This window comes from Pedobacter sp. UBA5917, from assembly GCF_002432345.1.
Classification (GTDB): Bacteria; Bacteroidota; Bacteroidia; order Sphingobacteriales; family Sphingobacteriaceae; genus Pedobacter.
In genome coordinates, this window is record NZ_DJDT01000304.1 from 1 (window position 1) to 15,588 (window position 15,588).

The following is a 15,588-nucleotide window of genomic DNA, read 5'->3' on the forward strand; positions in this document are numbered from 1 at the left end:
GAAAGAGCGGTTTCTTTCCAGTACCAGAAATTACAGGACGATCTGGCCTCTAAATTTGCTACACGCGTAAAGTTAAAGGTAAGCCAGAACGGTAAAGGGGCAATAGAAATTCCTTTTATGAGCGATGACGACCTAAACAGGATTTTAGAATTATTAGACTGGTAATGCGGAGGACTAAGCTTTTAATACTGGTTTCTCTATTTACATTTTTTATTGTAAACCTTGCCTCGGCGCAGGTTAAGGATACGGTATTAAAAACCAATGATACCCCGAAAATCAAACTGGCAAAACCTTTGGATACAGCGGCCAAAAAGCCTTTAACCAGAAAGGATTCTTTAAAGGCCAAATATGTAAATCCGGGCAAAGTTGCTGGCAGAAAAGCCGTGTTCAGATCGATGATTATACCCGGTTGGGGCCAGCTGTATAATATACAGCTGCTTAGCGATGGTTATGGTACAAGGGCCGGCAAGAGCCAGGTATTCCAGAAATTATATACCGGCGGAAAAATTGCCGCCATTTATGGTGGTGCCACCGCACTTACCTTATCCTTGATGGACAGTCGGAAAAATTACAAACGTTTTTTGGCCGAGGCACAATACCGTGAAGATAATCCGGGCAAAAAACTTGATGCGGGTTTACAACAGTACACCAATCAGGGTATTCTGGATGGAAAGAGTTTATACAAAAGGAATTCCCAGATTGTATATTTTTCTTATGGTTTACTTTATGCTGCCAACATTATCGATGCCTATGTGGCTGCAAGGCTGCATTTTTTCAATATCGATGATAATCTTTCTTTTAAAGTAATGCCCACAGTAATCGGTTCAGATACCATGTACGGTTTCAACGCAACGCCGGCACTAAAACTCTCCCTTACTTTTTAATGTAACGATTTGTAAATGATTTCTCCCGATGAATATGAAATCTTAATCGTTTTATTACCTTTAAAGCATTAAAAGTGTATTGTACACAATCAATCAATAACAAAAAGAAAATAAATATAAAAAAATGAAAATTGCGCTTTTAGGTTATGGCAAAATGGGGCAGATTATCGAAAAATTTGCACTTGAACGCGGTCACGAAATCGTTTTAAAAATAACAATCGATAATCAGGAAGATTTAACCAGGCAAAATTTAAAATCGGCAGATGTAGCGATCGATTTCAGTACACCGGATTCGGTGCTGAAGAATATCGATGCCTGTTTCGATGCCAATGTTCCGGTTGTAGTAGGTACCACCGGCTGGTACGGCAAACTGCAGGAAGTTAAAGACGATTGCAACAATAGTAACAATACGCTGCTTTATGGGTCTAACTTCAGTATCGGTGTTAATTTATTCTTCAAGTTAAACCAAACGTTGGCCAAACTGATGAATAATTACCCGGCTTACGAGGTTCAGGTAGAGGAAATACACCATACCCAAAAGCTCGATGCGCCAAGTGGTACAGCAATTACGCTTGCCGAAGGTATTGTAGATAACCTGGAAAGAAAAAATGAATGGTTAAACGAAGTGGTTGGAACCGATGTTGAGTTGTTTCCAAAAGCCGAACAGTTGTTGATCGAATCGCACAGGATCGAAAATATCCCGGGTACACATACCGTGATCTACAGCAGCGAGGTAGATGAAATTGAAATTAAACACACCGCACACAACAGGGCAGGTTTTGCTTTAGGTGCAGTTGTGGCAGCAGAATGGTTGAAAGATAAAAAAGGATTTTTCAGCATTACTGATATATTTGAATAGAAAATAGTTTGCAGTTAACCGATTTATACAATTAACCGGTTAACCAACTTAAACAATAAAAACCGAAGGGGTAACCGATTAAATTGATCGCGGACCAAAATTAAGATATATGAATTACAAATTCTGGCAGAGAAAAAAGGATGCCACCAAAAAGAAAAAGTCTAAAACCCGCGAATGGGTAGATGCGATTGTTTTCGCAGTTGTTGCCGCAACCATTATCCGCGTTTTCTTTATAGAGGCGTATACCATTCCATCTGGTTCGATGGAAAGATCGTTATTGATCGGCGATTTTCTTTTTGTAAGCAAGGTTAACTATGGTGCACGTATCCCGATGACGCCTGTTGCTTTTCCCTTTGCACACCACACCATGCCCTTAACAACTTCAACAAAAGCTTATTGGGATGGCGTACAGTGGAAATATCACCGTTTACCGGGTTTATCCAAAATCAAAAGAAATGATGTAGTGGTGTTCAACTTCCCTGAAGGGGATACTGTTGCGGTAGAAAACCAGGCAGAAAGTTATTATGCCTTAGAGCGTAGTTTGGGGCGCCAGCAGGTAAGAAGTACCTTTACCATTGTAGACCGTCCGGTTGATAAACGCGAAAACTTTATTAAACGCTGTATCGGTATCCCGGGTGATGTAATTTCGATGAGCAATGGTATTGCCAATGTAAACGGTAAAAACGAACCCCTAAAAAATACAGGGATGATGCCTTACCGCATCGAGTTTAAAACCATGGAATTTAATTATGCTGCCCTTGATGAATTTAACCTGAACCTGGGCAGTTCGCCGGCCGTTGCTGCAAATACCTATATTGTAGATGCTTCGCCAGAAATTGCAGAAAAGTTAAAAACTTTAGATTTTGTTAAATCGGTAGCCTTAAGTCCGGATGCACCAGGGGCGGTACCTGGAGGTGTTTTCCCTAACGATCCGAACAGGGTATGGAACAGGGATAACTTCGGGCCTATTAAAATCCCTTCAAAAGGATGGACGGTTAAAATCGATAGTGTTACTATGCCGCTTTATTACAGGGCAATCAGAACTTACGAAGGAAATAAAGTTGAACAAAAAGCAGGTGTTTGGTACATTAATGATAAAGTGGCCACAACCTATACTTTTAAAATGGATTATTATTGGATGATGGGCGATAACCGTCATAACTCTGCCGATTCGCGCTATTGGGGCTTTGTACCGGAAGACCATATTGTGGGTAAAGCTTTATTTGTTTGGATGAGCTGGGATAGTACTGCTTCTTTCCTACATAAAATACGGTGGAGCAGGTTGTTTATGGGCATACATTAATCCACATAAAAATATTATTTACGAAGGCTTGCATTACGCAGGCCTTTTTTTGTGCGAAAAACACCTTTTTAAAAAAATTAAAAAGATTTGGTTTGTTTTATATTTTTTTATTAAGTTTGTTTTAAAACCTAATCAAACTAATAAACTATGATACCTAATAATTTCACTTACTGGGGCTTATTGTATCAATTCGGCTTTAAAGAAATCTATTCTTTCATACGAAATTATCCCTTTATCTCATCTGATATTTTTTAAATAAACCAATCACCCTATAAAATCATCTCCTATTTCAATATTCAATTGTAAACTAAACCGAAAATTATGGCATAAATAGAGATCTGCGTACCAAACATTAATCAACTAATCAAATTATTTAAAACTAATAAAATAGGACATGAAGAAAATGTACTTTAAAGGTTTGAGTTTACTTTTGCTTACACTAATGGCAATTGTAGCTCATGCACAAACTATAATTACAGGAACAGTAAAAGATTCGTCGGGGCCAATGCCCGGGGTTAACGTTTCTGTTAAAGGAACCCAAAAAACAACACAAACAGACGGGAATGGTAAATTTAGCATCAGCGCAGCAAGTAATGAAACACTTGTTTTTTCTGCTGTAGGCTTTTTACGCCAGGAAATAGCGGTTGGAGACAACAAAAATTTCAATATTTCATTAAAAGAAGATTCCAAATCATTGGAAGAAGTTACAGTAACCACTGGTTTTGGAGTTAAACAACAGGCCCGAAAGCTCAGCTATTCTATTCAGGAAGTTAAAGGAGAGGATCTTGTTCGTGCAAATGAACAGAACATCGTAAATGCCCTGCAAGGTAAAGTTGCGGGTGTTATGATCAATCAGGGATCTGGTGGTCCTCAATCCTCTTCAAGGATCAGGATTAGGGGTAATTCATCTTTAAGCCCTAATACACAACCTTTGGTGGTAATTGATGGAGTTCTTATCCAGCCAGGTGTTACAGGTGCAGATTCTTATGGTAACAGTCCGCAGGATTTTGGTAATATCATGAAAAACTTAAATGCCGATGATTATGAGAGTATCACCGTTTTAAAAGGTGCTGCAGCAAGCTCTCTTTATGGTTCGAGAGCCCAAAATGGAGTACTCTTAATCACTTCCAAAAAAGGTAAAGGTGGTCAGGGCTTGGGTATTTCATTCTCTCATACCCAAACTATTGAAGAGGCTTACAGGACAATGGATTTACAGAACGAATTTGGTGCCGGTATTAATCCAACTTTCACAAAGGATGCTTCGGGTACACCGGTAGTAGATGCAGCAAACTTTTTTTGGAGCTTTGGTCCCCGTTTCGATGGAAGCCTGGTGAAGGATATAGATGGCAGAATGATCAATTGGAATGCACAGCCTAATAATTTATTGGATGCTTATAAATTGGGTAATTATAGCAATTCAAATTTGGCATTTCAGGGCGGAGATGAAAATGGAACATTCAGGTTATCTTATTCAAAACTATACAGCACAGGTATTCTTCCTAATAATAAATTCGATCGTGATGCACTTGATTTCAGGGGGTCTCATAAATTCGGTAAAATCTTTGAAATTAATGCTGGTGTTAACTATACCATTAGCAACAGTTTTAATCCAGTTAACCAGTCGAATAACAACAACCCTTTGTTTGCACTTGTATATGCTAATCCAAGAAGCTATGATACCAATTATTGGAAAGATCATTATCTGGATCAGGTAAGGGGTGGTCGATTATCAGGTAATGATGATCCTTACGGTTTGTCGAGTTTGTGGTTCGGTATTAAAGAGAAGAATGTTAGGCAGCGCGAAAATGTTTTCAGGGGTAATTTAGATGTTAAAGCTAACATCACTCCATGGTTAAACGCATTGGTTAGGGGAACTTTGAACCAGGTTAACGTAAACGGTGAAACAAAAAATATAGGCGATGGCGTTGGTTTTTCGGGAGGTGAATATTCATTAACCCAATCAAACCAGAAAAGCACCAGATTTCAGTTTTTATTAAACGGTAACAGGAAATTTGGTCAATATTTTGATTTTAACATGAGTATTGGTGCCGAAACATCTAAAGATTTTGGAAATAACTACACCAAAACCAGAACTGATGGTGGTTTAAAAGATCCGGGAAAATTCTTTATCGGTAACTCTGTAAATAATCCGATTACTGAAACAAGTTTAGACGGTAGTCAAAGAACAGATGCGGTATATGCGTACGGCGATTTGACCTATAAAAATATGCTTACCTTAAATTTTAGTGTAAGAAACGATTGGTCATCAACATTAACTTATCCAAATGGAAGCGGAGATTATAGTTATGCTTACCCTTCTGTTGGTTTAGCTTATGTATTCTCTGAATCGTTAAAGGGTAAAACTGCTTTTGATTTTCTTTCTTACGGTAAGTTAAGGGCCAACTTTGGTTACACCGGTTTAGGTACCAGTCCTTATGTTACAAGTACAGGAAAGTATAAGTTTTTAGGAACCTATACTGATGAGAATGGAAAACAGATGCCGAGGTATGGTTATTCTGAATATACATTGGGAAATCAGAACCTTAGAAACGAGTTAACAAAAGAATTCGAATTGGGTACCGAATTAAGGTTTTTTAATGATCGTTTAGGTGTTGATTTTTCATTCTATAAAAAGAACTCAACCCAACAGATACTTTCATTGCAGATGCCTGCTGAATCAGGTGTTCAGAAGAAAGTATTTAGTGCCGGTAATATACAGAATAAAGGTATTGAGATTTTGTTAACGGGAGTACCGGTTAAAACCAAGGACCTTGAGTGGACTACTACCATCAACTTTGCCAGAAACAGAAACAAAATTATCTCTCTTGCCCCTGGGGTAGATTCATATACATTAGGTTATGCCTTTGGTGCAGATATGACCTCGGTTGCAGTTGCTGGTCAGGAATACGGTAGTATTGTTACCGGTTATGGTTATGCTACTTATCAGGCTACTGATGCACAGGGCAACAATATTGATGATCCCAACAATGGCAAGAAACTATTAAAAGCCAATGGTAGTTATTTCAGAAGTAGCGATGCAGGGCAAGGTAATAAAAACCTGGGCAGTATGATGGAGAAATTTAACGGAAGTTCGATTAATAATATCCGTTACAAGAATTTTAACTTAGGTTTCCAGATCGACGCTAAAGTTGGCGGATTACTGGCTTCTGGTACCCATCAGTATGGAACCAACTTTGGGGCATTCGAAAGTACCCTGTTTGGTCGTTCGGCTGATTTTGGAGGTTTACCAAGAAAAGATGCTCAAGGAAATGTTATCGCCAATGATGGTATTATACCTGATGGTGTATTTGCTAAAGGAACTTTATTGAATAATGTTAATGTTGGTGGCTTAACCTTCCAGCAGGCAGTTGATAAAGGGCTAATACAGCCGGTTAGTGCCCGTATACATTATGCCCGTTTAACGCAATGGTCTACCGGTATCAGAGAATACTCAACCTTCGAAAATAGCTGGGTTGCGTTAAGAGAAGTTTCGTTAGGCTATACTCTGCCGAAAAAGTTTACCGATAAAATTAATTTCAAACAGGTTAATTTAAGTGTTACAGCAAGGAACTTAATGTATATCTACAACAGTTTGCCTGATCATTTAAATCCTGAAGGTTTATTTAGCAATAGTGCTGGCTCTTTCGCCGAATATGGCGGTATGCCTTATGTGCGCACATTTGCTTTCTCATTAAGAGCAGCCTTATAGTAATTTACAGTTAAAGAAATTAAAGAATGAAAAAGACAAATAAGATAGCCCTTTTGCTAATCGCATTAGCAGGGATCACCATAACATCATGTAAAAAAGACCAGTTTGTAGAACTGAATACAAACCCGGCATTGATTGATATTATTACACCAGAGCAGCAGTTCATGAATTCTATCATAGATATGCATGGTGATCGGTTTGAGTGGTACTATGATAATTTCAGGGCCATTATGCCATGGATGCAGATGAGTACGCCTTTAAATGGTAATAGTGTTACTTTTATATCCGATGCGGCTAATTTCAGGAACGTTAGATATAACAATTTTTATCCTAAAGTTGGTGGTAACTTAACAGATGTAGAACAACTGATTAAGAAATTACCGGCTGATGAGCAGGCAAAAAGAGTTTATCAAACCGAAATTGCACGTATCATTAAAGCATACTATGCATTTTATGTATCTGATGTAACCGGAAGTATTCCGTATGCAGAAGCTTTTATGCTTAGATATGGCGGTACAGAAACTCCAAAGTACAGTACCCAGGAGGCATTGTTTGATTTATTGGATGCCCAGCTTAAAAATTCAGTAACGGTACTGAATACGCCGCAATCTGCTGCACAAACTTCGTTTGGTACAAATGATCTATTTTATCAGGGAGCTGTTGACAAATGGATTAAAGTAGCCAATTCTACACGCTTACGTATGGCTATGAGATTGATGAAAAGAGATGCCGCTAAAATGAAAACCAAAGTTTTAGAAATTCTTGCCGCACCTGGTGGTTTAATTAACAGTGCCGCCGATAGCTGGGTTTTTAAAGCCAATGCAACTTATGCAGATGGGGGCGATTGGTCTGCTAACGGTTTAAGGGCTCCAAAGCAGGTGGTAGATTTTATGTATAACAATTCAGATCCACGGATCAGGTTCTTTTACCAGGAAAATTTATTCAGCCAAACAAACTTCGATCTTGCCAAAGCACAGAACAAGATAGCTGCGAATGCTGTTTTTGATACCAGAAGATTTTATGGCGTTCCATCAAGCCCTGATGTATCAGCAAGTCCGGCGTTTGCAAATTTCTTTAATAACATCAGTATTTCAGTTGTAAACAGTGTTGGCCAAACAGTAACGCAAACAATGGATTCTTTATCATTCCTTCAACCGCGGCTATTTGCTGCCGGAGAAAATGGAGGAAAAGGTATGAATGCTTTTCCATTGATTACTTATGCTGATGTTTGTTTTATGAGAGCTGAGTTGGCTGCACGGAATGTGACTGTTGAATCTGCTGAAGATTGGTATAACAAAGGAGTAGCTGCATCAATATCTTTTTATGATGACCTGGCAAATAAAGCTCAAATTGTTGATAGAAGTGGCGCTTTGAGTTATGTAGCACTAAATCCGGCCGAAATTACGGCATATATGGCTAAAGCAGATATTAAGTACGATCCTGCAAAAGGGTTAGACCAAATTATCGGGCAGGCTTATTTAAACTTTTTTAAACAACCTAACGAGGCTTGGGCAATATATAAAAGAACGGGCATGCCTAACTCAACTTCAGTGCTAAAATTAGAGAAAATTATAGCAAGCGGAACCGAACAGAATATACCGAGAAGAGCTAGTTTGCCATTTCCAGCCCCAACCAATTTAAACTATCAGAATATCGTTGACGCCTACAAAGTAATGCAGGCTGATGCTGATTTCGGTCAGGGACCAAGCGATATCAACGGAAGAGTTTGGTGGGACAAAAAATAAAATATTTTTATATAAATTACAGAACTCCTAATTTAATTTAGGAGTTCTTTTTGTATTATGAAGTTAATTATATCCCTGATATTCGGTTTTATTTTCTCCTTAACCCATGCATTTGCGCAGGGCGCTTTACCTAACAGTTTACTTTGGGAACAGATAAGAGCGAGCAATGTTATTAATGTAACAGGTAAAACAGCGGTTGGAATAAAAAAGAATACCGCATTTGTATTTCTGTCTCCCGAATGCCCGCTCTGCAAAAATTATATGCTCATCCTAAACGAATTATGTAAGAAATATCCTCAGGTAAGCATTGTTGGAATTGTGCCGGGTAAAAGTTATACTTTAAAAGATATAAAGCAGTTTGCCGTTGATTATAAGGCTGATTTTGAGATTTATTTGGATCAGAAAAAGACTTTAACAAAGATTTTAAAAGCCAAAGTTACACCAGAAACTGTTGTGGTTGATCAAAAAGGAAATGTGAGATACAGGGGGCTGATTGATAATTGGCAGGCAAACCTTGGAGTAAAAAGAAAGGTGATTACCGAACATTATTTAGATGATGCACTTGATCAGATAAATGAAACAAGCTATAAGTACACGGAAACAGCTCCTGTTGGTTGCCTCATTAACGATCTTTAATATGTTTAATAAAACCATTATTATCTTGGCGTTATGCTTTTTTGTTGAAAATGCCCATGCCCAAAAAATCACTTATTACGAACATATTGCGCCAATAATCAGGAGTAAATGTGCGCCTTGCCACCGTCCGGGCGAGGCAGGTCCATTTTCGTTGTTAACCTATGCTGATGTTGCTAAAAGAACGTCTTTTATAAAAGATGTAGTGTCGTCAGGGTTTATGCCGCCATGGAAACCCGATAACCACTACCGTACATTTGCCAACGACCGCTCTTTAACTGAACAGGAAAAAAAGACCATTATCAATTGGATTGATGATAAAGCACCAGAAGGTAATGTAAAAAGAAATGTTGTACCAGAAGATCAATTTATTTCGGGAACACAATATGGTAGAAAGCCTGATCTAACCCTAAAAGTTAACAAGCCATTTCAGGTAAAAGGAGATAACGAGGAACGTTTTATCGTTTTTAAAATTCCTTTCGAAATGGTTTCTGCTAAAAACGTAGCTGCCATAGAATTTATTTCTTCTAATAAAAAAGTAATCCATCATGCTAATTTTGCCATACACCCTGTACCCGATAATATAGATATTAACCAGGCAGCCGATTTTGTAAACTTAACAGACGATTCGAGGACAAATTACGATCAGTACCTGCCATTTAAAAAAGAAATGACCTACTATGGGGGATGGATTCCCGGTACATCTTTTGAATCATATCCGGCCGATTTAGGATGGGTGATGCCCAAGCGTGGAGTTGTTTTGCTCACCATTCACTATGCACCTGTAGCAAAAAACGAGGAAGATATTTCGGGCATTAATTTCTTTTTCAAAGATAAGCCAATTAAGCGGGTAGTAGATGTGGTGAGTTTGGGCTCTGGTGGGGTAGGCGAAAGTTCAATAGATCCTTACTTTATGATCCAGGCAGATTCTGTAAAAAAGTTTAACCTCAAAATTTTAACCCCACAGGATCAGTCGTTGCTCTACATCTGGCCGCATATGCATCTTTTGGGCAAGGATTTTAAATCTTATGCTGTTACAGCAGCTGGAGATACGATTAAATTAATATCTATCCCTTCGTGGGATTTTAGATGGCAGGAAATTTACCGTTTCAAAAAGCTGATCAAAGTACCTAAGGGTTCTGTTCTCACAATAGAAGGTACTTACGATAACACAAAAAACAACCCTAATAATCCCAATAATCCACCAAAAATGGTGTTTTCAGCAAATGATATGAAATCGACCGATGAAATGCTAACCATGCTCCTGGTATTTTTAAAATACGAAGAGGGTGATGAGAACAAAATTTTAGATCCTGAATGATGATTTGAATATCAATATGATCTTTTTAAAAATATTAAAAAGAATCAGAAAGTTTTAAATTTTTTTATTAAGTTTGTTTAAAACCATAATTCATGTCGGTTATTATTGAGAAGAATCAGCGGCTTAGGGCTGACATTATTAAATTCCTTTATTATAAAAAATCACTTTCCTTAACTGATTTAAGCAAGCTAACCAAAAAAAGCCTGCCATTGGTTACTTCTGTTGTAAATAATTTAATTAACGAGGGTTATATCACCGAGCAGGGGCTGGCCCCATCAACGGGAGGCAGAAGGGCATCGATGTACCTGCTTAATCCTGATCATAATAAATATATCATAGCAGTAGCTATGGATCAGTTGATTACCCGCTTAACCATTTACGATCTTTCACGTAAAGTAGTATTACCAATACAATATCTCGAACTCGAGATGTCGCAATCTCCTGATGATGTGGATCTTCTAATAAAATTTATAAAGGCCAGCATAAAAAAATCTAAACTCGATTTAAAAGATATTATTGGGATAGGGATTGGGATGCCGGGATTTGTTAACGCAGAACAGGGCATAAATTCTTCTTATCTTTTTGTAAAAGATGGTTCCACACTCCGAGATTACCTTTCTGAGCATACAGCACTTCCTGTTAGTTTTGATAACGACTCGAGTTTAATTGCCCTAGCAGAATTGAATTTTGGTAAAGCCATGAACCTGAAAGATGTAATGGTGGTAAACATCGGGTGGGGAACAGGGTTGGGAATGATTGTTAATGGCCAGTTATACCGCGGAAGTAAGGGGTATGCCGGCGAATTTAGCCATATCCCATTATCCAATACCAATAACTTATGTTCCTGCGGAAAAAGAGGGTGTTTAGAAGTAGATACTTCTTTGGTTGTTATGACTCAAAAGGCAGAAAAGGCGATTGCAGAAGGTGCAGAAACGAGCATGGTGGAGTTGTTTAAGGATAAGAGTAAACAAACCCGCGATCATTTTTTGGATGCCGTTGTGGCTCAAGATCCCCTGGCTATTTCTATTTTATCCAAAGCAGCTTTTCAGCTGGGTAAAGGGTTATCAACATTGATGCATATTTTAAATCCAGAGTGTATCGTGTTGAGCGGAAGAGGAGCCAAAGCGGGTAAAATGTTGTTACCGGCTATTCAGCAGGCCATCAACGAATTCTGTATCCCAAGGATTGCCGATCTAACCACTATAAAATTATCAACCCTAACTGATGAAGCCGAATTACTGGCTGCGGCAAGTTTAATGGTCGAAAACAGCTTGTTCGATTAATGCCGGAGTAAAAATTGTTCTGATCTAAATTAGATCAGGGTCGTTTCATCATGATAAAACAAAAACAAATGAAAAACATCTACTCAAAGTGTTTTGCTTTATTGCTATGTGTTTCCGTATCTGCTGCGCATGCCCAGCGTAACGACATTCTAAAAGAATCTACTGCATACGAATGGCCTGCCGATGCATTGGTTAAACAAAAGCTTGATACCTGGCAGGATAAAAAGTTCGGTATGATTATCCATTGGGGGCTTTATGCCGTTCCGGGTATTATCGAATCATGGTCTATCTGTTCAGAAGATTGGATCGAAAGGGATAGCACCATCAAATACGACGATTATAAAAAATGGTACTGGGGTTTAAACGAAAAATTTAACCCAACCAATTTTAATCCCGGGCAATGGGCAAAAGCCGGTAAAGATGCAGGCATGAAATATTTGGTATTTACCACCAAACACCACGATGGTTTTGCCATGTTCGATACCAAACAATCAGATTTCAGTATTGCAAAAGGCCCATTTTCGACCAATGCCCGAAAAGATGTGGCCAAATATGTTTTCGATGCTTTCAGAAAAGAAAACTTCATGATCGGGGCTTATTTTTCTAAACCCGATTGGCATTCGCAGTATTATTGGTGGGATAAATATGCCACGGCAAACCGGAACAATAATTACGACATCAGGAAATACCCATGGCGCTGGAATAGGTTTAAAAACTATACGCAGAGCCAGATTAATGAGCTGATGACTAATTACGGCAGTATCGATATTTTGTGGCTGGATGGCGGTTGGGTACGTCCATTGGCCAGTGTAAACCAGGAAGTACTTTCGTGGGGAGCACCCATACCCGAATGGAGCCAGGATATTGATATGCCCAAAATTGCAACCATGGCCCGAAAAGCGCAGCCCGGTTTAATTATGGTGGATAGAACGGTGCATGGCCAGTTCGAAAACTATCAAACACCTGAACAGAAAATACCCGAAAAACAATTGGATTATCCATGGGAAAGCTGTATGACCTTAGGTGGCGCCTGGGGTTTCGTACCAAACGATCAGTATAAATCAGCTGGCGAAGTGGTGCATAAACTTGTCGAAATTGTGGCCAAAGGCGGAAGTTTACTTTTGGGCGTTGGTCCGAAAGCAGATGGAACATTACCCGATGACGTAACCCAAAAACTAGAAGAAATCGGCAAGTGGACCAGTAAAAACGGTGCAGCCATATACGGAACCAGGATAACCAAAAACTATCATGATGGGCAAAACTGGTTCACGCAGAGTAAAGATGGAAAGACGATTTATGGCATCAGTTTGTTAAACCAAAATCCGGTTAAAGAAATTGTATGGCAGGGAAGTATTCCCAAAAAAGGAACGCCGATTACGCTTTTAAGCAATAACCAAAAAGTAAAATGGACGCTAAAAGATGGTAAAGTACATTTCGATCTTCCTAAAACAGATGAGAAAATAGCTTTGAGCTTTTCTTTTACGCCCGAAAATAATCTGTAATGCCTAAATTAAAAACCTATAGCTGTTTATTACCGGCACTTTTTTGCGCCTTCAGCCTTTTTGCACAGGTAAAAAAGACATTATTGCCCTATAAAAATCCTAAACTGAATATCGAGGTAAGGGTAAAAGACCTGATATCGAGAATGACGCCCGAAGAAAAATTCTGGCAGCTGTTCATGATCCCCGGTGATGTTACCGAACAGAACAAAGATCAGTTTAAACACGGAATTTTTGGCCTGCAGGTAAGTGCAGCTGCACAAGGCAGTGGCAATGCGCAGCAAATGTTAACCTACAATACTACTGAAGATGGACTTTCGCTGGCTAAAAAGATCAATAAAATCCAAAAGTATTTTGTAACCGAAACCCGTTTGGGCATTCCGATCATTCCTTTTGATGAAGCTTTGCATGGTTTGGTAAGACAGGGTGCAACCGCTTTTCCACAGTCGATCGGCTTAGCTGCCAGTTTTGATACCACCTTAATCGCCAAAGTAGGTACAGCCATTGCCAACGAAGCCAGGGCCCGCGGTTTACGGGATCTTTTGGCGCCGGTAATCAATATGGCTACCGATGTAAGGTGGGGCAGAACGGAAGAAACTTATGGCGAAGATCCTTATTTAACCACTGTAATGGGCCACGCTTTTATGAATGCTATTGAAAGGCAGAATATCATTGTTACCCCAAAACATTTTATTGCCAATGTAGGCGATGGTGGCCGCGACAGTTATCCTATACAAATGGATAAGCACTTTTTAGAGGAAATCCATTTTCCGGCATTTAAAGATGGCGTTGAAAAGGTGGGTATCCGCTCATTAATGACTTCTTACAACAGTGTTTTTGGTTCTCCCGCAACTTCGAATAAATGGTTACTTACTACAAAATTAAAAACCGAATGGGGATTTAAAGGTTTCGTTATTTCCGATGCCGGAGCCGTAGGTGGTGCCAATGTTTTACATTTTACCGCTAAAGATTATAAAGATGCGACAGCGCAATCGATCAACGCCGGTTTGGATGTGATTTTCCAGGTCGATTATAACCATTACAAACTTTTTCTGCCTGCATTTTTGGATGGCAGCATTCCAAAACTAAGGATTGACGATGCCCTGACCAGGGTATTGAGGGCAAAATTTGAACTGGGTTTATTTGAGCATCCCTACGTTGACGAAAACATTGCCGAAAAAATGCTAAGCGATCAGGGCAACCATATGCTGGCTAAAGAAGCTGCTTTAAAATCCTTCGTTTTCCTTAAAAATGACAACAATATCCTTCCCTTAAAAAATGCAAAACGTATCCTTGTATTGGGCGAAGATGCCATTGAAGCCCGGTTGGGCGGTTATAGCGGTACCGGCAATAAAAAGATCGATATCATTGATGGTTTGAAAAGTGCTGTGCCAAATGGGACAGAAGTCAATTATTTAAAAGGAAGCAGTCGCGAGGTTCAATCTTATGTTCCTGTTGACAGTCAGTTTCTTTCATCAGATCAAAAAACAGGATTAACTGCAGATTATTATAAAGGACTGATCTTCAGCGGAGCACCGGTTAAAAAAGAACAGGATAAGATCATTAATTTCAGCTGGACTTTATATCCGCCGGATGAAAAACTTCAGTTGGATGATTATTCGGTACGCTGGCAGGGAAATATTAAAGTGCCACAAAATACCGATCTTAATATCGGATTGGAAGGAAACGACGGTTACCGATTATATCTCGACAATCAATTGCTGATCGATAATTGGGACAAGAAATCTTTCAGCACTAAAACAGTTCCGTTCCATTTTGAGAAAAATAAGGAATATGCCATTAAAATTGAGTTTTTTGAGGCTAAAGGCAATGGCAGGATCAAACTCATCTGGGATTATAATCTCAAGCCCTCAACCGAAATAGCTGATGCGGTAAAAGCGGCTAAAAATAACGATGTGGTGGTAGTTGTGGCGGGGATAAAGGAGGGGGAGTTTCTGGACCGGGCGATGTTGAACCTTCCGGGTAACCAGGAGTTATTGTTGGATGAACTTTCCAAAACAGGTAAACCCATTGTTGTACTGTTAACTGGCGGTAGCGCCATCAACATGCAGCCCTGGTTAAATCAGGTAAATGCCATTTTAAATATATGGTATCCGGGCGAGGCTGGCGGTAGTGCAGTTGCCGATGTATTATTAGGTAAAGCAAATCCATCAGGAAAACTACCCATTACCTACCCTGTAAATGAGGCCCAACTACCATTAGTCTATAACCACAAGCCAACCGGTAGGGGCGACGATTACAATAATTTAAGTGGCGAACCGCTTTTCCCTTTCGGATACGGATTAAGTTATACCAATTTTAATTACGCCAATTTAAAGTTCAGCAGGAAAA

10 protein-coding genes and 1 pseudogene are annotated in these 15,588 nt (G+C 39.2%); all 11 read left to right on the plus strand.

What is annotated here, in order from left to right; genetic code table 11:
• Positions 1-165 (plus strand): annotated as a pseudogene (locus B2V92_RS21325) (chromosome partitioning protein ParB); the annotation flags it as partial.
• Complete coding sequence (locus B2V92_RS21330) at positions 165-884, plus strand: DUF5683 domain-containing protein (protein ID WP_293312026.1); 720 nt, start codon at positions 165-167, stop codon at positions 882-884. The pseudogene B2V92_RS21325 and the gene B2V92_RS21330, both read left to right, overlap by 1 nt.
• A gap of 124 nt (positions 885-1,008) precedes the next feature.
• Entirely contained in the window at positions 1,009-1,743 is a 735-nt protein-coding gene (gene dapB, locus B2V92_RS21335) for a 4-hydroxy-tetrahydrodipicolinate reductase (RefSeq protein WP_293312027.1), read from the plus strand.
• Between the two features lie 109 nt (positions 1,744-1,852).
• The gene (lepB, locus tag B2V92_RS21340) at positions 1,853-3,046 is read left to right on the plus strand and encodes a signal peptidase I (protein WP_293312028.1); all 1,194 of its coding nucleotides are present in this window, start codon (positions 1,853-1,855) and stop codon (positions 3,044-3,046) included.
• A 394-nt stretch (positions 3,047-3,440) separates the two neighbouring features.
• Positions 3,441-6,755: a SusC/RagA family TonB-linked outer membrane protein gene (locus B2V92_RS21345; RefSeq protein WP_293312029.1), complete on the plus strand. Its 3,315-nt coding sequence runs from the start codon at positions 3,441-3,443 to the stop codon at positions 6,753-6,755.
• A 26-nt stretch (positions 6,756-6,781) separates the two neighbouring features.
• Positions 6,782-8,500, plus strand: a complete 1,719-nt coding sequence (locus tag B2V92_RS21350) for a SusD/RagB family nutrient-binding outer membrane lipoprotein (RefSeq protein WP_293312030.1) — start codon at positions 6,782-6,784, stop codon at positions 8,498-8,500.
• Between the two features lie 57 nt (positions 8,501-8,557).
• Entirely contained in the window at positions 8,558-9,136 is a 579-nt protein-coding gene (locus B2V92_RS21355; RefSeq protein ID WP_293312031.1) for a redoxin domain-containing protein, read from the plus strand.
• Position 9,137: 1 nt separating this feature from the next.
• Positions 9,138-10,454 (plus strand): cytochrome c, encoded by a 1,317-nt coding sequence (locus B2V92_RS21360; protein ID WP_293312032.1) that lies wholly within the window; start codon positions 9,138-9,140, stop codon positions 10,452-10,454.
• Between the two features lie 92 nt (positions 10,455-10,546).
• Complete coding sequence (locus B2V92_RS21365) at positions 10,547-11,737, plus strand: ROK family transcriptional regulator (RefSeq protein WP_293312033.1); 1,191 nt, start codon at positions 10,547-10,549, stop codon at positions 11,735-11,737.
• 68 nt (positions 11,738-11,805) lie between these two features.
• Entirely contained in the window at positions 11,806-13,239 is a 1,434-nt protein-coding gene (locus B2V92_RS21370) for an alpha-L-fucosidase (protein ID WP_293312034.1), read from the plus strand.
• Positions 13,239-15,588, plus strand: a 2,350-nt coding sequence (locus B2V92_RS21375; RefSeq protein WP_293312035.1) for a glycoside hydrolase family 3 N-terminal domain-containing protein, incomplete at its 3' end; no start/stop codon positions are given. The genes B2V92_RS21370 and B2V92_RS21375, both read left to right, overlap by 1 nt.